Origin of the sequence: Pseudomonas entomophila L48 (assembly GCF_000026105.1) — a bacterium.
Classification (GTDB): domain Bacteria; phylum Pseudomonadota; class Gammaproteobacteria; order Pseudomonadales; family Pseudomonadaceae; genus Aquipseudomonas; species Aquipseudomonas entomophila.
Window position 1 is genome coordinate 4286340 of sequence record NC_008027.1, and the last position, 20350, is coordinate 4306689.

The 20350-nt window shown below is 62.0% G+C and carries 19 protein-coding genes and 1 pseudogene; 3 read left to right on the plus strand and 17 right to left on the minus strand.

The annotated features are described in order from the left end of the window. Positions 1 to 32 precede the first annotated feature (32 nt). The 12 genes and pseudogenes from aac(6') to PSEEN_RS18430 all read right to left on the minus strand — a co-directional run bounded on the left by aac(6') (position 33) and on the right by PSEEN_RS18430 (position 14402). Entirely contained in the window at positions 33 to 485 is a 453-nt protein-coding gene (gene aac(6'), locus PSEEN_RS18380; RefSeq protein WP_011535059.1) for an aminoglycoside 6'-N-acetyltransferase, read from the minus strand. Next, positions 482 to 955 (minus strand): GyrI-like domain-containing protein, encoded by a 474-nt coding sequence (locus PSEEN_RS18385; RefSeq protein ID WP_158020265.1) that lies wholly within the window; start codon positions 953 to 955, stop codon positions 482 to 484. Before PSEEN_RS18385 ends, aac(6') begins: the two co-directional genes overlap by 4 nt. A 485-nt stretch (positions 956 to 1440) precedes the next feature. Next, a complete protein-coding gene (locus PSEEN_RS26330) occupies positions 1441 to 2232 on the minus strand; it encodes a hypothetical protein (RefSeq protein ID WP_231845279.1) in 792 nt (263 codons plus the stop codon). Positions 2233 to 2344: 112 nt separating this feature from the next. Then, positions 2345 to 3007, minus strand: a complete 663-nt coding sequence (locus PSEEN_RS26335) for a hypothetical protein (protein WP_011535062.1) — start codon at positions 3005 to 3007, stop codon at positions 2345 to 2347. A 14-nt stretch (positions 3008 to 3021) separates the two neighbouring features. After that, positions 3022 to 3182 (minus strand): annotated as a pseudogene (locus PSEEN_RS27380) (RHS repeat-associated core domain-containing protein); the annotation flags it as partial. Positions 3183 to 3751: 569 nt separating this feature from the next. Then, on the minus strand, positions 3752 to 4468 hold the full coding sequence (locus PSEEN_RS18400) for a hypothetical protein (protein WP_158020266.1): 717 nt from the start codon (positions 4466 to 4468) through the stop codon (positions 3752 to 3754). A gap of 54 nt (positions 4469 to 4522) precedes the next feature. Beyond that, complete coding sequence (locus tag PSEEN_RS18405) at positions 4523 to 9337, minus strand: RHS repeat-associated core domain-containing protein (protein ID WP_011535065.1); 4815 nt, start codon at positions 9335 to 9337, stop codon at positions 4523 to 4525. Next, complete coding sequence (locus PSEEN_RS18410; protein ID WP_011535066.1) at positions 9334 to 10074, minus strand: DUF4123 domain-containing protein; 741 nt, start codon at positions 10072 to 10074, stop codon at positions 9334 to 9336. The genes PSEEN_RS18405 and PSEEN_RS18410 overlap by 4 nt, the downstream gene beginning before the upstream one ends. Continuing rightward, positions 10064 to 12106 carry a type VI secretion system Vgr family protein gene (locus PSEEN_RS18415; protein ID WP_011535067.1) on the minus strand — a complete coding sequence of 681 codons (2043 nt, stop codon included), beginning with the start codon at positions 12104 to 12106 and terminating at the stop codon, positions 10064 to 10066. The genes PSEEN_RS18410 and PSEEN_RS18415 overlap by 11 nt, the downstream gene beginning before the upstream one ends. Positions 12107 to 12442: 336 nt before the next feature. Then, a complete protein-coding gene (locus tag PSEEN_RS18420; protein ID WP_011535069.1) occupies positions 12443 to 13084 on the minus strand; it encodes a LysE family translocator in 642 nt (213 codons plus the stop codon). A gap of 77 nt (positions 13085 to 13161) precedes the next feature. Continuing rightward, positions 13162 to 13359, minus strand: coding sequence for a hypothetical protein (locus PSEEN_RS18425; RefSeq protein ID WP_083789192.1), 198 nt, complete (start codon positions 13357 to 13359; stop codon positions 13162 to 13164). A gap of 77 nt (positions 13360 to 13436) precedes the next feature. Continuing rightward, positions 13437 to 14402, minus strand: a complete 966-nt coding sequence (locus PSEEN_RS18430) for a threonine dehydratase (protein ID WP_011535070.1) — start codon at positions 14400 to 14402, stop codon at positions 13437 to 13439. Positions 14403 to 14477: 75 nt separating this feature from the next. Here PSEEN_RS18430 and PSEEN_RS18435 point away from each other — a divergent pair, with 75 nt between their 5' ends. Beyond that, positions 14478 to 15848, plus strand: a complete 1371-nt coding sequence (locus PSEEN_RS18435) for an aminotransferase-like domain-containing protein (protein ID WP_086009449.1) — start codon at positions 14478 to 14480, stop codon at positions 15846 to 15848. Positions 15849 to 16028: 180 nt separating this feature from the next. On the opposite strand, the gene PSEEN_RS18440 is transcribed toward PSEEN_RS18435, so the two are convergent. Beyond that, entirely contained in the window at positions 16029 to 16286 is a 258-nt protein-coding gene (locus PSEEN_RS18440) for a DUF2790 domain-containing protein (RefSeq protein ID WP_011535072.1), read from the minus strand. Positions 16287 to 16633: 347 nt separating this feature from the next. On the opposite strand from PSEEN_RS18440, the gene PSEEN_RS18445 reads away from it, so the two are divergent. Then, on the plus strand, positions 16634 to 17038 hold the full coding sequence (locus PSEEN_RS18445; RefSeq protein ID WP_044488867.1) for a GNAT family N-acetyltransferase: 405 nt from the start codon (positions 16634 to 16636) through the stop codon (positions 17036 to 17038). Here the strand turns inward: PSEEN_RS18445 and def are convergent. From def to PSEEN_RS18460, 3 genes are all read right to left on the minus strand, one after another. Then, entirely contained in the window at positions 16993 to 17529 is a 537-nt protein-coding gene (def, locus tag PSEEN_RS18450) for a peptide deformylase (protein ID WP_011535074.1), read from the minus strand. The genes PSEEN_RS18445 and def overlap by 46 nt on opposite strands. Next, entirely contained in the window at positions 17529 to 18485 is a 957-nt protein-coding gene (locus PSEEN_RS18455) for a YihY/virulence factor BrkB family protein (protein ID WP_011535075.1), read from the minus strand. The genes def and PSEEN_RS18455 overlap by 1 nt, the downstream gene beginning before the upstream one ends. A gap of 206 nt (positions 18486 to 18691) precedes the next feature. Further along, positions 18692 to 18871 (minus strand): CsbD family protein, encoded by a 180-nt coding sequence (locus PSEEN_RS18460; RefSeq protein WP_011535076.1) that lies wholly within the window; start codon positions 18869 to 18871, stop codon positions 18692 to 18694. Positions 18872 to 19115: 244 nt separating this feature from the next. Here PSEEN_RS18460 and PSEEN_RS18465 point away from each other — a divergent pair, with 244 nt between their 5' ends. Further along, a complete protein-coding gene (locus tag PSEEN_RS18465) occupies positions 19116 to 19496 on the plus strand; it encodes a hypothetical protein (RefSeq protein WP_011535077.1) in 381 nt (126 codons plus the stop codon). On the opposite strand, the gene PSEEN_RS18470 is transcribed toward PSEEN_RS18465, so the two are convergent. Beyond that, complete coding sequence (locus PSEEN_RS18470) at positions 19497 to 20333, minus strand: CvfB family protein (protein WP_011535078.1); 837 nt, start codon at positions 20331 to 20333, stop codon at positions 19497 to 19499. Between the last annotated feature and the right edge of the window lie 17 nt (positions 20334 to 20350).

Below are 20350 nucleotides of genomic sequence, written 5' to 3' on the forward strand. Positions count from 1 at the left end.
AAAACGGCAAATCGACAACTGCCCGCACATTTTCAGTCGAGGGGCGTGACCGGCTTGAGGAAGTACACCACCCGCTCGGTCTCGGCAAAGCCCAGGGCCGCATGCATATGCTGGCTGCCAAGGTTGTCCAGTGCGGCGTCCGAGGCCAGTTCGCGGCAACCTTTGCCGGCCGCCCAGCGTTCGACGGCCGCGATCAGCTGGCGGGCGATGCCCTGGCCGCGCCGGGCCGGCTCGACGAAGATGCCTTCGAGGTACGCCACCGGCGACGTAGTGCTGCCATTGACGTAGTCATGGCGCACCGACGCCTCGGCCAGCCCTAGCGCCCCGCCCTGCTCGTCGTACGCCAAAAGGGCCACGAAGGTATCGGGGCGGCGGGCGATATCGGCCATTTCCGCCAGGTGCTCGGCCGCCGCGCTGTCGGGCCAGAGAGCACTGCGCAGGTGCAGCCAGGCCGGGGTGGTCGGGTTGGTACAAGGGTGAATCATGATCGCTCCAGGGGAATCCAGATTTCCATCAGGGCTTGCGGGGCCGTCGGGTCGTAGCCGGCCGGGTAGCGCTCGAAGACGGCGGCGTCGGCCTGGCGCTTGCCCGAGGCTGGCAGCCATTGGGTAAAGATGGCGTCGAAGGTCGTCTTGATGCACTCAAGGCTGCCCCGGTGTTCGAACACCGCATAGTGCTGGGGTGCCAGGACGAGGGTGGTGAAGCCCTCGGGGAGTGTGGCCGCGCCGGTCACCTCGACACCCGCCAGGTAGTCGAACGCGCCTTGGCCGTCGGGGTTGTGGCACACGCCGTAGCTGTCGTGGCCGTGCTGGCCGGGGACACGCCCGAGCCATGGGGCGAAGCGCTGCCAGAGCAGCTTGAGTTCGGCCAGGCGGGAGAAGTCGTAACGGTTGGACAAACCGGCCAGGTGCAGCGTGCGGCCGTCCTCGAAGCGAGCGGGGGTTGGCTGGGGCATGGGGGCAGGTCTCGGTGGGCGCATTCCAGGGAACCTTTCGGGCGGGGCTGCGCGTTGCCTTGGGGCTTGGAGGCACGGTAGTGGCAGCTTGCGTTTGCGTCAATCCGGGGGATTCGGGCTATAGGTTCAAGGAGCCTTCTGGCTAATTGCCGCCTCCTTATGCAAATAGCTCGATCAATTGAGCACACTTGGCCAGGATCTCCACCTGGCTTTCGGCTTCGTTTTCCTCAAACCAATTACGTATCAGCCCTACTCCCTCACGACCGTCCAAGTACGAGGGAACCATCTGAAATCCTCATCACATTCTTAATAAATACTAGATTCTTCAACAGCAACACCCTCACACACCAATAGCTTATCAAGCATCAGAAACACACAACCAACAGCACAACTACTTACCCCCTAAAATCTGCCAAACAACCCTACAAACCCAAAAACAAATTATAAAACTAGCCAGACACACAAACCAAGCACTTCACAACCGCCTAAAATCTATATCTTGCATCATCAAAACCCCCATAGAGCTTAAACAACTTATTACAGGCAACCATTATCATCACACTCTCAGAGCCAACACGTTCAGAGCGGACATTTTTCCCACACCAATCGCGAATATAGAAAGCCCCCACAGACATAGAACAAACGACGTACTCCCCCTTAAACTCAAACGACATCTCAGCCCCTTCAGGGTTTAGGTACACCGGGATATTTCCCGAATCCTCATCGCATTCCAGATACACTCCAGACATACCTATATTTACCCCTTTGCAAGCCAAGAGAGACTTGAGCAGACCCAGAATACAACTATCCACACCCGAACCGGAACAACGATAAATATCCATAAGACAGTTTTTAGGGATTTCACTCCTAACAAGATCACTCACGCCGCCGTACAGCCTAACCAATTTTTTGCAAGAATCCTTTACCCTTTCCCAGTCTGTAATCACATTCGCATCACACCACCGCTCTATATACTTAGCCCCCTCAGCCATCGAACAAACAACACTCTCATCAAAATATTCAAATGACATATCAAAGCCTTCAATATCCAGATAATCCGGAATACTGAGAGGATCACTATCACACCCAACAAATACTCCCCCCACCTCAAACCCCACACACTCAAAATCCAGAAGCCCATCAAGTAGAACATCCATATCACTTTCATACCACGCCCCATCCCACACATAAAAAATCTGCATACACGCCCTCATCACCCCTTCTTCATCACAAGTAAACATTAAGCCCCTCACAAAATAAAAATTAATTACACCCATGCAACACAGTATAACCTTCTAAAATCCATGCTTTGCATCATCAAAATCTTCATAGAGCTTCACCAGCCTATTACAGGCAGCCATTATCGCCACCCTTTCAGATCCAACACTTTCAGAGCGGAGGTTTTTTTTCACACCAATCACGGATATAAAAAGCCCCAACAGACATAGAACAAACGACGTACTCACCCATATAACCAAATGACATCTCAACCCCTTTGCCACTCAAATGCGCTGGGAAATTTTCCGGATCCTCATCACACCCCAGATAAACCCCAGACATACCTACACTTACTCCCTTGAAGTTCAAGAGAGACTCAAGCAGATCTCCAATGCAACCATTCACACCAAATTCAGAACAAAGAAAAACACCCAAAAGGCAATCTTTAGGAGTTTCATTCTTAACAAGGACAGTCATACCACCGTAAAGGCTCACCAACTTATCACAAGAGTTACTTACCCTCTCCCTTTCCGCGAGCACATTAGCACCACACCACTCCTTTATGAATTTAGCACCTTCAACCATAGAGCAAACAACATACCTATCCATATACTCAAACGACATATCAAAACCCTCAATATCCAGATAGTCGGGAATACTGAGAGGATCACTATCACACCCAAGATAGACACCTGCCATTTCCAACCCAACACACTTTAAGTCCAGAAGCCCATCGAGCAAAACACCTATAAAACTCCGGCACTCCAAGCTACTCGTCACTTCAAAAACATCCATACAAGCTTTCATTACCTTCTCATCGTTAGCGCCAATCATATTACCCCCTTCAAATACCCATTGACCCCACCCGCCAATCCAATCGGATCCGGCGTCAGATACCACCCCGTGTAATGCAGCCCGGTTTCCTCATCGTAGTACTGCCCCTGAAACCGCAGGGGTTGTCGATGTGGTCCACGTCCAGGCGCAGGACATGGCCGTAGGCGCGGTAGTAGTGCAGGGTTTCAGCGGGGCCATCGCCGTCGCGTAGAAACATTGCTATGTAGCGGAAGTTACTATCCCGTTTACGGAACTGCTCGACAGACCTGAGAGTACCCCTGCGAGCAGGGACTTACCCTTCTCCAGATTGCCCCTGCAAGCCCCAGATTTAACTTAACTATTTCAACAATAGACCCCTTATGTATACACTGCGAACCCCACCTCCAATCCAAAAATCCCTCACAGCATTTATAACCTCTGAATCCGCACGAAGCGCAGAGTAGGCTTTCTCATGCAGAAAATGATTACCCCCCTCATCCAACATATATCCATACAAGCTCTCCACCAAAATACATCCGACAGCAGCCCTAACCATCCAAGACTCCTTACACTCTTCAAGAATATGAATTGCCGGAGAAATCAAGGAAATGTCGGCCAGAATTATTTCCCAATCTTCCCCCATCTCCTCAACAGCTAGACCTAGCAGTTCGGAAACTCGCGCACACACATCTGACGGCGCCCCATAGTACGTCATCAAGCCCCTTCGAAACCCGTTCCATAGTGGATTACTAAACCAATACCTTTTTAAACACCAACCCTAGCGTCATCATACCCCTTGTAGAGCTCTACCAACTTATCACACGCAGCCATTACCACTGACCTTTCAGAACCAATCTCTTCAGAACGGACATTTTTCCCACACCAATCACGAATATAACAAGCCCCAACAGACATAGAACAAACAACGTACTCCTCCATAAACTCAAATGACATATTAGCCCCTTCAGGATTCAGGTAAACCGGGATATTATCTGGATCCTCATCGCATTCCAGATACACTCCCGACATACCTACCCCCACACCATCGAAGCTCAAAAGACACTCCAACAAAACTCCAATATGGCTATCCACATGCAAACTGGAGCAAAGATAAAAATCCAACAAGCTGCTTTTCGGAACATCACTACGCACAAGATCAGTCATGCCACCGTAAAGTCCCACCAGCTTTTTACAGAGACAAACCACTGACTCCCTTTCAAAGACTACATTTTTATCACACCACTCCTCTATATACTTCGCACCATCACGCATAGAGCAAACAACATACTCATCCATATACTCAAACGACATACAAAACCCATCAGCATCCAAATAGTCTGGAATGCTGCGCGGGTCGCTATCACATCCTAGGAAGACCCCCGACATTTCTGTACCAATGCCTTCAAGATTTAACAGCCTCTCAAGCAAAACACCAATAAAACTGTCACGCTCCAAGCTTTTACACAAATTGAAATCAAGCATGCAAGCCCCCATTACCCCCAAATCATTCTCACTAAACATAAAGCCTCCCGAAAATTATTTGATAGCCGGATGGAAATTTGACACCGCCTTAGTGTCCTTATCCAAGTAAACTCTAAAAGTCATACCATTATAGGACGAGCTATAACTAGTCGCACCTTCCGCAACTGCATCCCGATACTTTTTCAACGCCGCTCTTAGACCATTAAGATAAACCCTATCCGTTGAGTACTGAAGATCGTCATAAAGCGTTTTTGGCGTACCAAACTTCTTAATACCAACCACATTCAAACCTCTATCCAAAGCATTTCCCTCATAAAATACCTGTGTAATACCCTTAACATCACCTGGCGTTTCCGAAATAACGCGCAACCGTTTTTCATCCACCACTCTCATAAACTCACTACGACTATGCGCTCCTTTAACTCCATGCTTCTGGGTAAAGCCGTCAAACTTCTCCATGTGTTGCTTTATCCCCTTGTTAACTGGCATTCCCCGATAGGTGAATACCTCCGGACAGCACGCCTCCAACCCCAACGGATCCACCCACCCCGTCGGATTCACACCATACAAATACCCATTGACCCCACCCGCCAATCCAATCGGATCCGGCGTTAGATACCGCCCTGTCTGTGGGTTGTAATAACGGTGTCGGTTGTAATGCAGCCCGGTTTCTTCATCGTAGTACTGCCCCTGGAACCGCAGGGGGTTGTCGATGTGGTCCACGTCCAGGCGCAGGACATGGCCGTAGGCGCGGTAGCGCGCCGACCAGCGAACGCGCCCGCTGCTCGAGGTCAGCTCCTGGGGCGTGCCGAGGTGGTCGAGGTGGTAGTGCAGGGTTTCGGCGGGGCCATCGCCGTCGCGCAGCAACATCACCATGGGGCGGAAGCCGCCGGGCTCGTAGACGTAGCTGCGCCAGCGGCCCTGGCAGTGCTCGGCCAACAGGCGCTCGCCCTGCCAGATGAACGTGGTGACGGTGTCGCCGACGGCCTTGGACACGCGGCGGCCGAAAGCGTCGTAGCGATAGCGGGCCTGGCGGCCATCGGGCAGGTCGACGCAAGCCAGGCGGTGCTGGCTGTCGTAGTGATAATGGGTGACCAACTGCTGGCCATGGCCGCGGCGCTCGCTCACCTGGTTGCCGAAGCGGTCGTAGTCGTAGTGGCTGTCGCCGTGCATCAGCAGGCGGTTGGCCTCGACCCGCACATCGCGCGGGTCGCCGCGCAGGCCGCTCTGGGCCAGGAGGTTGCCGGCGGGGTCGTGGACGAAGTACTCGGCCAGTTCGCCGCGCACGGCGGTCAGGCGGTCCAGGGGGTCGTACTGGTAGGTGCGGGTGCCGCGGCGGGTGTCCTCCAGGCGGGTGAGGTTACCGCTGTCGTCGTAGTGGTAACGCCGCAGGAACACCGAGCCTTCCTTGCGATCGACCCGCTGGGCCAGCAGGCGGCCCTGGCCGTCGTACTGGAACTGGCTGAGCAGGTCGCCCTGCTGGCGGGCCACTTCGCGGCCGTGCTGGGTGCGATGGGCCGTCAGGCGCTGGCCGTCGAGGTCGATGGCCTGCAGGTGGTCGCCGGGCTGGTAGCGGTAGTCCAGGCGGCTGCCGTCGGGCAGCCGGCAGTGGCTGACCCGGCCCATGGCGTCGTAGCCGTAGTGCAGGGTCGCCCAGCCCTGGTGCTCGGTCACCAGGCGGTCGCACAGGTCATACGTGTAGGCCAGCGGCCAGTGGCCGTCAACCACCTGCACCAGGCGGCCGAGGGCGTCGTAGCGGTGCTCGACCTGCTGCCCGTCGGGCAGGGTCTTGACCAGCAAGCGGCCCTGTTTGTCCCAGGTGTAGCGGGTCAGCCACGGCTCACCGGTCTCGCCGTGCTCGGCCTTTTCCAGCAACTGGCCGTTGAGGTCGTAGCGGTAGCGGGTGACTTGCCCGTCGAAGCCGGTCTCCTCGGCGAGCAGGCCGTTGGGGTGGTAGGCCAGGCGGTAGTGTTCGCCGCGGGCGTTGACCACCTCCGACAGTTGCAGCTGGGGATTGTCGTAGCGGTAGCTGAGGAAGCTGCCATCGGGGTCGATGCGCCGGGACGGCAGGTGCAGCCCGTCGTCGTACTCGAAGCGGGTCACCCGCCCCAGTTCGTCACGCTGGGCGGTCACCCGGCCATAGGCGTTGTATTCGTAACGGCGCACGCCGCCGCCGGGCAACGACACCTCGCTGACGCGCCCGGCCAGGTCCCACTTGTACTGGGTGACCGAAGCGTTCTCGCGCTGGCGCATCACCAGGCGGCCCAGGGCATCGTAGCGGTAGCGCCGCGAGCCGCCGCCCGGCAGGGCTTCGCTGACCAGTTGCCCGGCGGCACTCCAGCCCAGCTCGTGCAGGCTGCCGTCGGCCTGGCGGATACCGACCAGGCGCCCCTGTGTATCGTAGAGGTAGCCGGTGACCTGCCCGCACGGGTCGGTCTGGCGGATCACATCGCCCTGGGCATTGCGCTGGTACAGCCAGCGCGCCTGCCCACGGCGCACTTCGCAGACATGGCCGTCGCGGTAGTGATAGTGGGTCGCTTCGCCGTCTTCGGGCTGCACCGACAGCAAATGCCCGGCTTCGTCGTAGCTGTAGACGGTTTCGGCGCCCAGGGGATTGCGCTCGGCCACCAGGCGGCCGTGGTCGTCGTAGGTCTTGTGGTGCTCGGCGCCGTCGGCGTCGACCTGGCGCACCAGCCGGGCCTTGTCGTCGTGCTGGTACACCTGCTGGCTGCCGTCGGCGTTGTGCACCGTGACGGCGCCCTGCCCGTCCCACTGGTAGCGGGCCTCCAGGCCCGGCACGCTGGACCAGTGGCGCACGCAGCGGACCTGCTTGCCTTCGCCCTCCCATTCCCAGTAGAACGCCGCGCCGCCCGCCAGCCGCCGCTCGAGGATGACGTTGGCGGCGTCGTAGCGGTAGCGCTCGCGCTCGTCCAGGCCGTTGCCGGCCTCGACCAGTTGCCCGGCGTCGTTGTAGTGGTAGCTGGCCAGGGTCGCCACGCGCACCCAGGGCGACTGCTCGCGCCCCTTCGCGTCCAGCAGCGGCTGGCGCACCTGCAGCTCCAGCGCCACCAGGCGGCTGCCCTGGTACGCCAGGTACAGGCGGTTGCCGGCGCCGTTGTCGACGTGTTCCAGGCGGCCGGCGCGGTCATGGCCGAGGGTGAGGCGATTGTCGTAGGCGTCGCTCAGGGCGACCAGGCGGCCATCGATGAAATGCAGGTAGCGCGGGCGCTCGCCGGCCTCGGCGATCACCAGTTCGCCCTCGGCCTCACCGAGGAAGATCGCCGCGTTGCTCAAGCTGTTGCAGATGAATGGGCGGCGGCTGTCAGGCATCGGGAAGCGGGTACGGCGGTTCTCGTGGTCGCACCACACCACGCCCTGGCCGTCGGCCTGCAGCTGGTGGCACAGGCTGTGGCTCCAGCCGGGGCCCAGGCCGTGGTCGATCTCGGCCGCGCTGGTGCGGTACATCCGCACCCAGGCCAACGGCAGCACGCCGAACAGCTCGGCATCCTGCAGCGTGAGCAGCTCCTCGCCGGTGACCATCGACACCGGGCAACGGTTGGTGACGGTCTCGTCGGCGCGCTGGGCGGGCTTGTCGCTGGGGGTGCGGGGCTGGCTGGGGGCGTCGGGCAGGTCCGCTTCCGGCTCCACCCGCAGCGCCGCCTGGCGCTTGCCGCGCACCACCGAGACGGCGTCGTCCACCACCATGTCGAGCTCTTGCGGGGCGCTCTTGATGGCCAGCGGCACCTTGGCCGCGCTGTTGACCTCGACGCTGCCGCCAGTGAGCAACGGCTTGGCCAGGCGGGCATGGGCCGCCAGGGCGTGGTCGCGGCTGAGGTCGATCAGCCGCTGCAGGCTGCCGAGCAGGTCGCTGGCAACGCCACCCGCGTGCTTGAGGCCCTTGGCGGTCAGCCGGAACGCCAGGCCCAGGCCACCGGACAGCACGACGCCCAGCAGCACGTCCAGCAACAGGCCGGCGTTGAGCATGGCGAAAGCCTGGGCCTGCCATTCGGGTGGGGTCAGGGCCAGCCACTGCAGGATCGCGGTGGCGTAGAAGAACATCAGCAGCTCGTCGTGGAGCATCAGGTTGGCGGTGTGCAGCAGGCTGGCCGCCTGGGCCTTGAGCTTCTGGAAGTCCGCCTCGCTGATGTGCTGCAACAGCTTGTCGCGGGCGCCATCGAGGTTGAACAGCAGCTTGACCAGGGTCTTGAGGTCGTCGAGCAGGTTCGTCAACACGCTTCTCACGCCCTTGTACATCGCCGCGTTGATGTCCTTCAGACGTTGCGAGGAGCCCACCGGCGGCATGCGGTCCCAGTACGGGCCGATGCGCTCGGTCCACTCGCTGTCCAGCCAGCCCTTGAGCTGGTCGAGCAGACCGTCGTAGGAGCCGTGCAGCGCCTGGATCTCGGCCGGGCCGACCTTGGGGTGGAACAACAATGTATAGCGGCGGTTGGCGTGGCAGCCGCTGATGGTGGCCCGGCCATGTTCGTCGAGCTGGCCCTCGAAGCGCTGCGGGGTTTGGCCTGGCGGCACCTGCTCCACCAGCGCGTAGGGCGTGCCGCCGATGGGCACGAAGGCCAGGCTCTCGAAGCGGTGCACGATGTTCAGCACGCCATTGGCCGGGCAATTGGCGTAGCCGGTGATCGCGCGCGCCCCCAGCCCCTTGGCCTGGCGCAGCACCTCGTTGCCCTCGCTGTCGGTGAAGCGCAGCTCCTGCTCCAGGTTCAGCGCCCAGCCCAGCCACAGGCTGTCCTGCAACTTTTCGAAAGTGGCCAGGCTGTGCTGGCGGAAATGGGTGATCCGCGCCGGGCCGTCGGGCTTGCGGGCGTCGAGGTTGTCGTAGAGGAACTTGGCGTAGATCAGGAGGCTCATGGGGTGATGTCCTTGTTCACGTGCGCCAGCAGCCGTTCCATGGCTGGCGTGTCGAGCGGGGCACCCAGGGCCAGGCGCTCGACCTTGCAGCGCAGGGTGGCCTCGGGGAGGGCGAAGTAGAGATCGGGGTGGACCTCGCGCAGCCATTGCATGAGGTTGTCGATGACCGGGCCGGGGTCGCGCCGGTGCAGGTGCTCGAGCAGTTCGGCGCTGACCGGCCACCAGGGGAATGGCTCGATGTTCAAACGCGCGGCCTGGCGCAGCGAGCGCGCCTGGCCGTTGCTCCAGACCCGGCTGAACACCGGCAGCAACGCGGGCGACCCAACCTGTTCGTGGTCGAGCAGGGCCAGCAACTGGTGGCCGTCCCACAGGCGCAGGAACACGGCGGTGCCGTCCGGCAGCTTCACCTGGGTCAGGCTGCGCAGGTAGTCGAACACCTGCGCGGGCGGGTGCGACGACACCGCCAGCCAGCCCCAGTCACGGCAGCGGACCGTGCCGCACCAGGCGAGGAACTCGCCCTGGGGCGCGGCCTCCACCAGGTAGGGCATGGCTTCGAGCCAGCCGGCGTAAGGGGTGCCTTTCCACAACGGCATGGGCACTTGAAGGCCGTCGTGGCGGCGGTAGGCCGCCAGCGCGTCGGCCTCGCTGACGCTGCCGAACACCACGTACAGGCGTTCACCATCGGCCAGGGGATTGGTCGCGAGCCAGGCTTCGGGGGTGAGGGCTTCACAGTTCACAGGCGCCCTCCTTGCACCGCTCGCACTCTTCGCAGAACGCGGCGTTGCGGCGGAAGGTGTCGAGCTGCGCCTGGGTCAGCGGCCGGCCTGTCACCGCCTGCTCGGCCTGGGCGGTGGCGCCCGGCGGCAGCGGCATGGCTGGGGTGCCACCGGCGACCTGTCCGTTGGCGTCGACACAGTAGGCTTTGCTAAGTGTCACGCCACTGGCATCGACCCGCAGGAAACCGCCACCGGCGCGCAGCACCACCTCGCAGCCGGCATCGAGCACCAGCCGCCTGCCGGCTGACAGGTGGACCTCCTGCCCGGCCTCGACCAGCAATGCCTGGCCGAGCTTCATGTGCCGGGAGTTGGCGATGCTCAGGTGATCGTCGCCGCGCAACTCGGTCTTGCGGTCGCCATGCACGGTGCGGTGTTGCTGGGCGTGGTACTCGCTGTGGACATCGCCGTGCACAGCGTCGTGACGCTCGTTGCGGACCTGAACGCGCTGGTCGTTGCCAACGTTCTGCTCCCAGTCGCGCTGGGCGTGAATGAAGATCTGCTCCTGCCCCTGGCGGTCCTCGATGCGCAGTTCGTTGCTGCCCTCAGCCCCCGGCGAGCTGGCCGTCTTGAACACGCTGCGGGTCTTGTTGGCGGGCAGTTCCAGGGGCGGCAGGTGCGCGGCGTTGTACAGGCAGCCGGCGACCACCGGCCGGTCGGGGTCGCCGTCGAGGAACGCCACCAGCACTTCCATGCCAACCCGGGGAATGACCAGGCTGCCGTAGCCGTTGCCCGCCCAGTTGCTGGCCACGCGCAGCCAGCAGCTGGTCTTTTCGTCGCGCTGGCCGTCGCGGTCCCAGTGGAACTGCACCTTGATCCGGCCAAACGCGTCGCAGTGGATCTCCTCGCCTGCCGGGCCGGTCACCCTGGCGGTCTGGGCGCCGTGGATGCGTGGCCGTTGGCCGGGGGCCGGTGGCCGATAGGGAGTACCCCAGGGCAGCGCCTTGAACTGGTTGCGATAGCCCTGCCAGGTCGCCGCCCCGCCTTCGCCGCCGGCCTCTTCCAGGACCTGTGGCTGATGGCCTTCGTGGGTGACCTCAGCCAGCAGCCACAGGGCATTCCAGGCGTCCCGGGGATGCGCTTCAAGCGTGAAGAAGTAACCACTGCGCAGGGCCGGCTGGTCGCTCTTGCCCTCGGCTTGCAGGTAGTCGGCCCGAAGGCTTTCGAGGGATCGCTGGCTCACATGGCGAGCGCCGTCGCGGTCGGTGAAATCCCCGGGAAAGCCGTAGTCCTCGACGTCCGGCTGGGGCACGGGCAGCTCGGGTTGATGCGCGCCGTGCAGCACCAGGTTGGGCTTCTCGAAGTCGTAGCCGCGCCGGCTGGCCCGGGCGGTGCGGGCCGCCACCCGCGCGCCGAACTGGTTGACCACCGGCTGGTCCCGCGCCTGACCACTGTCAGGCGCGAAGCGGGTCGGCCGGGCCAGGCGCGGGAAGGCGCTCTGGTCGTCGCCGAACACCAGCAGGTGGCCGTCGGGGCTGTGCTCGAAGTGGTAGTGCAGCCCCTCCTCCGCGCACAGGCGCTGGATGAACGCGAGGTCGGTCTCGTCGTATTGGGTGCAGTAGTCGCGCTTGGAGTAGACCGTGGGGCCGAGCTGGAAGCGGTAGGCGTCGGCGAGGATGCCGTGGGCCTTGAGCACTGCGGCGATGATCTGCGGCACGGTCTGCTGCTGGAAGATGCGCAGGTCGCGGTTGTGTTCGAGGTAGGCCAGGCGTGGGACCAGCTCCAGCCGGTAGTGGGTCAGCCGTGCGCCGGTGTCGCCCTGGGAGACGCAGGCGATCTGCCCGTGGATGCACTGGCCGTCGCCGCCGATCTGCAAGGTCGCCAGTTTGTGCAGCAGGTGTTCCAGGTCGATGGCCGGGTCTTCGCTGACCAGTTCGACTGCAAACAGGTAAGGCGTGCCGAGCGCCTCCTTGCCGGTGAAACGCAATACTTGCAAATCCGTTTGAACACCGTGGATCTGCAAGGTGAATCGGGGCTGATCTCCTGATCCGAACATTCGCCATCCTTATGCCAGGTACGCTCACGGCGCCGCACCCACACGAAAGTGCAAGTACGGGGCGCGTTGAAGCCGTTGAGAAGTACCTGAAGCATAAGGCAATGAAAGTGCGCAACCTTTGCGCACCCACACACAAATAAATGATTTTAAAAGAGAAACACGAATTTATTTCAATTTGTTTTTATATTAAATAACGCCAAATAGATACCCGTACAAAATAATCAATAAGACGCTTCCCAACACAAAGTAGGAGGCGTCCCACAAACCTAAAAATATCTAAACAAACTTATAAACAAAACAACGCACAAGTTCGCGCCACACATCCGCAACGAGCACTCAAACGGATGCAGCGAGAATGAATTCGCGATAACCGGAGACAATCACATACACCGCGAAATAGCAGAAAATGGCCGCCGACAGCAGGTAGGACCACGTCAGCAGCCGATCACCGAGCAGGCGCCCGCCATGGCTGGCGATGCCGCACAGCGACAGGCACCAGACCAGCCCGGCGGCGAAGAAGCCCCCCAGGAACAACCCAGCGTCGAGCAGGCTGCCGCCACCGGACCTGGAGATCAGCACCCCACCCACCGCCGCGAACCAGAGGATGGCGCTGGGCGAGGACATGGCCAGGAAGATCCCGCGCAGGAACTCGCGCCAGCCCGACTCCACCACCACCTCGCCCCGCGACTCCAGGTGCCCGCCGCGCCAGGCCGCCAGCAGCATCTTCAGGGCGAACCACACCAGCAGTGCCGAGCCGCCCAGCCACAGGGTCCAGCGCACGCTTTCGAACTGCAGCAGCACGGTCATGCCGGCCAGCGCGGCAATCGCGTAGACCAGGTCGCCGACACAGGTGCCCAGGCCCAGCCAGAACCCCTGGAGGAACCCGCGCTGCATGGCCAGGGTGATCATGGCGATATTGGCGATGCCGATATCCAGGCAAAGGGACAGGCTGAGCAGGAAACCGTTGGAGAAGGGCATGGCACACTCTGGACGAATTCAGGGGAGCCCATTGAACCCGAGGGTGTGCTTGCCGTACAGGAAGAAATTGCACGCAGTCAGCGGGGTTCCAGCTTGATGGTGCAATCGGAAAGATAGTCGTCTACGGCTTGTTGAAATGCCATGTGCAACCCAGGCAAGGTGCTGGCGTGAAAACTGATGATATCGACCACGCCGAGTACACGACCGACGAATATCTGGTCATACGCATCGTATTCAACACCGGCATCGTAGCCTTTGTAGTGCATGCAACCCATCATCGTTCTCCTGAAACACATTGCGAACGGGCAAAAATGCTACCAAACCGGGAAAGCACTTTTGCCCCAACATTCATTCAGGATTTTTCATCCCCCGCCAACACCTGCGCATACCGCCCCCGGTCCACATTCGCCCCACTGAGCACCACCGCGACACGCTTGCCGGCCTGGCGCTCGCGCTCCTGCAGCAACGCCGCCAAGGCTGCGGCGCCGGCGCCTTCGGCCGTGTTGTGAGTGGCTTCATGGTAAAGGCGCATGGCGGCCGCGATCTCACGGTCATCCACCCGCACGATGCGCGCGGCATTTTCGCGGACCAGGGCGAAGGCCTCCGGATGGGGCACGCGGCAGGCCATACCGTCGGCGAAGGTATCGGCGGTGGCGGTGGTGACGATGCGCCCCAGCTCGAAGCTCTGGGCATAGGCGTCCGCAGCGCTGGAGACCACGCCGACGATCTCGGTGTCCAGCCCCAGCAGGTTGCGCGCCTGGATCAGCCCGCAGATACCCGAGCCCATGCCGATCGGTACGTACACGCAATCCAGTCCGCTCACTGCCTCGAACAGCTCCAGGGCATAGGTGGCCACGCCGCGCACCAGTTCCGGGTGGAACGACGGCACCATCGCATAGCCACGGGCCTCGGCGATCCTCGCCGCTTCCTCCCGAGCCACATCAAAGTCGACGCCGTGCTCCACCAGTTCGGCGCCCAGTGCGCGCATGGCGGCGTTCTTCTCGCGGGAGTTGCCTTGCGGCACCACGATCACCAGCGGCAGGCCGGCCTGGCGCGCCGCCAGGGCCATGCTCTGGCCGTGGTTGCCCCGGGTTGCGGTAACCAGCCCGCGCGGCACCTGGCCGCTGGCCAACAGCGCGCGCACGTAGACCAGGCCACCGCGCACCTTGAAGGCACCGGTGGGCGCATGGTTCTCGTGCTTGACCCACACCTGGCAGCCCAGCCGCTCGGCCAGCAGCGGCCAGGCATGCTGCGGGGTTGGCGGAACGTGCTGGTGGACGAATGTGGCGGCTTCGCGCAGGGCAGGCAGGTCGAACATGGCGGGCATCCTTCATCGGTTGGGGTTGAACCGATGCTAAGCGCCGGGCATTGTATGGGTCCAAGGATATATTGCATGGGTAGCAATTTCGTGTGGACGCCAACACTGCCGGACAACAGCCAGCCCCGCTATCTCGCGTTGGTCGACGCCATCGCCAGCGCCATCGAGCGCGGCGAGCTCACGGTCGGCCAGCGCCTGCCACCGCAACGGCGCCTGGCCTGGGCCTTGGGGCTGAACCCCAGCACCACGCAGCAGGCCTACCGCGAAGCGGCGGCGCGGCACCTGGTCTCCGGTGAAGTGGGCCGCGGCACCTATGTGCTGGCGGGGAGCAAGGAGGCGACGCTGTTCCGCCTCAAGCAGCCTGATCACCAGCACCCGCTGATCGACCTGTCGACCAACGTGCCTGTGGCCGATCCGCACAATCGCGACCTGGAGCACAGCCTGCGCGTCTTGCTCGAACAGGGTGAAACCGCCCTGCTCGACCATTACCTGGGGCCCGACCAACTCATGCTGGGGCGAATCCAAGGCGCCCGCTGGCTGGCCAATCGCGGGCTGGACCTGGCACCGGAGGAGGTGCTGCTCTGCGGCGGTGCCCAGCAGGCGTTGACCCTCGTGTTGCAGTCGTTGTGCCAGGCGGGTGAGCCGGTGATGGTCGAGGCGCTGACCGCACCGGGCATCAAGGCCGCCTGCCGCCAGCTGCGCCTGCCGGTGCATGGCGTGGCCCTGGATGACCAGGGCCTGCGCCCGGATGAACTGGACCGTGTCGCCCGGGCAAGCGGTGCAAGGATTCTGGTGACCACCCCGACCCTGCACAATCCCACCGGGGCCTGCATGGACGAAGCCCGGCGTCGGGCGCTGGCGGAGGTCGCCAAGCGTCATGAGTTGCTGGTGATCGAGGATGATGTGTATGGCGCACTGACTGATCGGCCACCGCTCTACCCGTTGCTCGAAGGCCGTGGCGTGCTGATCAGCAGCTTGTCCAAGACCGTGGCTGCCGGCCTGCGCCTGGGCTGGATCGCGGCCCGGCCCGCGTTACTGGAGCAGATCGACCCTTACGCCCAGGCTACCCACTGGTCGGTATCACCCTTGAACCTGCGCATCGCCTGCCAGTGGATCGCCGACGGCACCGCCGCCCGGCGCCTGGCCTGGCAGCGGGAGGAACTTGGCGAACGCTGGCGCCTGGCGCGGGCGCTACTGGGGGATGCGCTGCCGATCGCCGGCGTGCCGTCGCCTCATGCCTGGCTGGCCACGCCAGGAGACGCCGAGGCAGTAGTTGCCCGGTGTCGGGCGCAGGGGGTGGAGATCGTGCCGGCCAGCGTGTTCGCGGTGGGCACGGACAGCGTACGGGCGGTGCGGGTCAGCCTGTCGGCGGCGCACAGCCGGGCGCAGTTGAAGCAGGGGCTGGAGCTCGTGGGAGCAACTGCCTTGCAGGGAGTTCGGGATTAACGCCTGAGTCTGTGGGAGCGGCCTTGTGTCGCGAAAGGGCCGCAAAGCGGCCCCGGCGACCTTTAAGCCAACACTGGAATCTGGGGCTGCTACGCAGCCCTTTCGCGACACAAGGCCGCTCCCACAGGGATTGCACAAGGCTCGAGGTTAACTCGCTCCCAAGAACCTTTTTTGTACGGCTCAATTCAACCGGCAACCCTCGCCCAGGGCGCGGTACTGGAGGGTATGCACCTGCCCCTGATGGTCCTCGTAGGTCATGGTGGCAGGCACCACTTCACACACGTTGGGGATGGTCGACAAGCTGATCACACGCTTGATGTCGAGGTTGGTGGAATAGTCGTACTGCTCGACCGCGGGTTGGGTGTCTGCGGTCTTGGCCTGGTCCGCGAAGGCGAACGGGGACATACCGACCAATGCAAGAATCAGTAAGGCTTTCATGGATATCGACCTTGATGGCTATCAAGCTGATCGCGTGACTTCTGATGCCGTCAATGGCGCGGAGAAGTTGTCATCGACTGCAGGGATGACACGAAGTACCGATCCCGCTTTATCGTACTGCCGGGGGGATGAGGGAAAGTCTACTCCCCGTTCGGAATAGTTGAACCCTTAGGTCGGATATTCACCCTTGCCGGATTTGCAACAATCTGCGACAAAGCTCGGCCTGACGTTCAGGGGCCGAATGGGTAGGTGCCTGTTCTGGCGCATTCGCCGGCAAGCCGGCTCCTACGGTGAGAACACTTTTGACCGCGCTGACCTGCATCCCTCTTCCACAGTTGCAACGCCGCCTGCTGGAGCACTTCTATCGACAGCACGGCTCGCGCATGCGCGCCAACGGCGAGGGAGAGCTGTGGGTGGCACGTGCCGATGAAATCGTTGGAGGGATGAGCCTGCAGGCCGAGGCTGACGGACACTGGCTTACCGGCCTGTTCGTCGCGCCACAGTGGCGTGGGCGGCAGGTCGCGTCACGCCTGGTCGAGGCGGCCTTGACGGCGCGCCCGGGCCCAACCTGGCTGTTCTGCCATCCGGACCTGGAGGGGTTCTACCAGCGCCTGGGCTTCACGCCCACCAGCGACCTGCCCGAAGCCCTGGCCTCGCGCCTGGCCCGCTACCAGCGCAGCAAGCCACTGTTGGCGATGACGCGGGGTCAGTCCTCGGCCACATCCAGACCGGGGAACAGCACCTCGGTGTAGCCGAACTTGCTGAAGTCCTGAATACGCGAGGGGTACAAACGGCCGATCAGGTGATCGCACTCATGCTGCACCACCCGCGCATGGAAGCCATCGGCAAAGCGGTCGATCGGGTTGCCGTCGGGGTCGACACCGGTATAGCTGATGTGCTTGTAGCGCGGCACCACGCCACGCAGCCCCGGCACCGAGAGGCAACCTTCCCAGCCGTCCTCGACCTCGGTGGACATCGGCGTGATCACTGGGTTGAGCAGGATGGTCCGCGGCACGGCTTCGGCATCCGGGTAGCGTTCGCTGCGCTCGAAGCCGAAGATCACCAGTTGCAGGTCGATGCCGATCTGCGGCGCGGCCAGGCCCACGCCACCGACGTGGGCCATGGTTTCGAACATGTCGTCGATCAGCTGGCGCAACTCTGCGCTGCCCAGCATGTGCTCGGGGACCGGCGGGGCGATGCGCAGCAGGCGTTCATCGCCCATCTTCAGAATGTCACGGATCATCAGGTATTCGGCTCGCGGGTCTGGGGGGCGTGTTCGACAGGGTGCTCATGGCCAAGCACGGTGATGGTATCCCGGTGCTGGTCGCCCGCGAAGTCCTTCTCGCCGGGGTTCTTGCCTTCGGCCGACAGGTGTTCGATCACCGCGTTCATCTCCGCCCCCAGCAGCAGCACGGCGGCAGAAATGTAGAAGTACAGCAACAGCACGATGATCGCACCGATGCTGCCGTACATGGCGTTGTAGTCGGCGAACGTCTTCACGTAGTAGGCAAAGCCCAGGGAAGCGACGATCCACACCACCACCGCCAGCACCGAGCCGGGGGTGATGAAGCGGAATTTCTGCTTCACATCGGGCATGACGTAGTAGATCAAGGCCACCGCCACCATCATCAGGATGATGATCGCCGGCCAGCGCAGGATGGTCCACACCACCACCACCGCCTCTTCCAGCCCCACCTGCGAAGCGATCCACTCCATGACCTGCGGCCCCAGCACCATCAACGCGGCCGCCGCCAGCAGCATGCCGGCGATGCCAACGGTGTAGATGATCGACAAGGGGAAGCGCTTCCACACCGGCCGCCCTTCCGGCACGTCGTAGGCGGCGTTCATCGCGCTCATCATCAGGCGCACGCCGGCCGAAGCGGTCCACAAGGCGATCACGATACCCACCGACAGGAGGCCGCCTTTCGATTGCTGTAATTGGTCGATCACCGGATTGACCTGCTCCAGGGCCTGGGGTGGCAGCACCAGTTCGGATTGCAGGCGCAGCCAGGAGAAGAAGTCCGGCAGGTGCAGGAAACCGATCAGGGCGATCAGGAACAGCAGGAAGGGGAACAGCGAGAACAGCATCTGGTAGGCCAGCGCAGACGCATAGGTGGACATCTCGTCATCGAGGAATTCCTTGACGGTGCGCACCAGCACGCGGTGCAGGGGCAAGCCGCGCAGGTCGGGGAAAATCATAGCGTCTCCTTTCGCCGCTTTGATCGTCGTGGCAATACGGACAAGTCTAATAGACCACGCCGCCGCTGTGACTACTCAACGCCAAATGCAAGAAAACGGCTACATAGGAATGACGAAACCGTAGGAGCCAGCTTGCTGGCGAACAGCACCTTCATGCCCGTTCGCCAGCAAGCTGGCTCCTACAGATCGCGTGGATCACCGGTTTATCAAGGCTTCTTCACCGCGTCCTTGACCTTGCCCACCGCCTGCTGCGCTTCGCCCTTGATTTCCTGGGCCTTGCCTTCGGCGCGCAGGCGGTCGTTGCCGGTGACCTTGCCGACGCCCTGCTTGATGTTGCCCACGGCCTCGTTGGCCAGCCCTTTCGCTTTGTCTTTGGTACCGCTCATGGGAAAACTCCTTGCGGGAAAGACACGGGAAATCGTGTCGACAACCGATCGACCCGCAGGCTTGCGCCAGAGTTTCAAATTGTTTGAACAGGGCCTGCCGAATGGCAAACAGGGGCATGTTGGTGTGTTGACTATACCGGCGCTTTCGCCGGCAAAGCCGGCTCCTACAGGTTCGGCGCTTGCCGCGCCCCGCGCCACCCAGCACAATGGCAGGCCTTTCTAGCGTCAACCCGCAGGAACCTGCATGAAACTCGACAAACCCACCGCCATCGCCTGCCGCAACGCGGCGCTGACCCGGCCGGTGCTCGACCGCGACAACACCCTGTTCGCCATCCTCGACAAGAAGCGCAACCTGTGGTGGTTCGAAGTGCCGGTGGCACTGCTGCGCAAAGGCCAGCCCGACTGGGTCAACCTGCTGCTGCACACCCCGGAAACCGACGAATTGCAGCACCTGAAGGTGCCGGTCAACTTCCTGCGCGCGCATCAGGAGCAGATGGAGGTGCGCCACCCCGGCAAGCGCCGCTCCACCATCAGCCTGGCCCTGAGCGCCGACCGCGATTCGCTGCTGCGCGACACCCGACCGGGTGGCGAGCAGCTGGACTTCCGGACCTTCGTGCAGGCCTGATCAGGCCCGTTCGATGCGATCGTCATGGATGACGATCCGGCCCTGCTTGAACAGCGCGCCGATCGCCTTCTTGAAGTTGCCCTTGCTGACATTGAACATCTGGCTGATCACCGCCGGGTCGCTCTTGTCGCACACCGGCAGCACACCGCCGGCCGCCTCCAGGCGTTGCATGATCTGCTCCTGCAGGGTGTCGGCCAGCGCCTCGCCGACCGGCTGCAGGCTCAGGGCGATCTTGCCGTCATGGCGCACTTCCTTGATGAAGCCCTTCTCGTGCATGCCCGAGCGCAGGAACTTGAACACCTCGTTCTTGTGGATCAGGCCCCAGTGGCGGTTGTTGATGATCGCCTTGAAGCCCATCGGTGTCTCGCCGGCCACCAGCAGCTCGACCGGCTGGCCGGCCTTGTAGTCCACCGGGGTGCGGTCCAGGTAGCGGTCCAGCTTGGCGGTGGCGGTGATGCGCCGGGTGCGCTTGTCGAGGTAGGCGTGGACCACGCAGTAGTCGCCGATCTTCAGCGGCCTGGACTCTTCCGAGTACGGCATCAGCAGGTCCTTCGAGAGGCCCCAGTCGAGGAAGATGCCGGCGCCGTTGATGTCCTTGACCTTGAGGCTGGCGAACTCGCCCACCTGCATTTTCGGCTTTTCGGTGGTGGCGATCAGCTGGTCTTCGCTGTCGAGGTAGATGAACACGTTGAGCCAGTCGTCGAGCTCCAGTTCGGCGTCCTTGGGGAAGTAACGCCGTGGCAGCAGGATTTCGCCGTCGGCGCCGCCGTCCAGGTACAGGCCGAATTCCACGTGTTTCACGATTTGCAAACTGTTGTAACGCCCAAGCAGAGCCATTTCCGAAGATCCTCAAG

Excerpts from the sequence above, each read along its gene's own strand:
- PSEEN_RS18455 (WP_011535075.1), bottom strand. The coding sequence starts at position 18,485 with ATGATTTTCCCCGACCTGCGCGGCTTGCCCCTGCACCGCGTGCTGGTG.
- PSEEN_RS18420 (WP_011535069.1), bottom strand. The coding sequence starts at position 13,084 with ATGCCCTTCTCCAACGGTTTCCTGCTCAGCCTGTCCCTTTGCCTGGAT.
- PSEEN_RS18470 (WP_011535078.1), bottom strand. The coding sequence starts at position 20,333 with ATGGCTCTGCTTGGGCGTTACAACAGTTTGCAAATCGTGAAACACGTG.
- PSEEN_RS18435 (WP_086009449.1), top strand. The coding sequence starts at position 14,478 with ATGGGTAGCAATTTCGTGTGGACGCCAACACTGCCGGACAACAGCCAG.
- PSEEN_RS18415 (WP_011535067.1), bottom strand. The coding sequence starts at position 12,106 with ATGTTCGGATCAGGAGATCAGCCCCGATTCACCTTGCAGATCCACGGT.
- PSEEN_RS18460 (WP_011535076.1), bottom strand. The coding sequence starts at position 18,871 with ATGAGCGGTACCAAAGACAAAGCGAAAGGGCTGGCCAACGAGGCCGTG.
- PSEEN_RS18400 (WP_158020266.1), bottom strand. The coding sequence starts at position 4,468 with ATGCTTGATTTCAATTTGTGTAAAAGCTTGGAGCGTGACAGTTTTATT.
- PSEEN_RS18440 (WP_011535072.1), bottom strand. The coding sequence starts at position 16,286 with ATGAAAGCCTTACTGATTCTTGCATTGGTCGGTATGTCCCCGTTCGCC.
- PSEEN_RS18465 (WP_011535077.1), top strand. The coding sequence starts at position 19,116 with ATGAAACTCGACAAACCCACCGCCATCGCCTGCCGCAACGCGGCGCTG.
- PSEEN_RS26330 (WP_231845279.1), bottom strand. The coding sequence starts at position 2,232 with ATGGGTGTAATTAATTTTTATTTTGTGAGGGGCTTAATGTTTACTTGT.
- PSEEN_RS18385 (WP_158020265.1), bottom strand. The coding sequence starts at position 955 with ATGCCCCAGCCAACCCCCGCTCGCTTCGAGGACGGCCGCACGCTGCAC.
- PSEEN_RS18425 (WP_083789192.1), bottom strand. The coding sequence starts at position 13,359 with ATGGGTTGCATGCACTACAAAGGCTACGATGCCGGTGTTGAATACGAT.
- PSEEN_RS26335 (WP_011535062.1), bottom strand. The coding sequence starts at position 3,007 with ATGATTGGCGCTAACGATGAGAAGGTAATGAAAGCTTGTATGGATGTT.
- PSEEN_RS18430 (WP_011535070.1), bottom strand. The coding sequence starts at position 14,402 with ATGTTCGACCTGCCTGCCCTGCGCGAAGCCGCCACATTCGTCCACCAG.
- def (WP_011535074.1), bottom strand. The coding sequence starts at position 17,529 with ATGATCCGTGACATTCTGAAGATGGGCGATGAACGCCTGCTGCGCATC.
- PSEEN_RS18405 (WP_011535065.1), bottom strand. The coding sequence starts at position 9,337 with ATGAGCCTCCTGATCTACGCCAAGTTCCTCTACGACAACCTCGACGCC.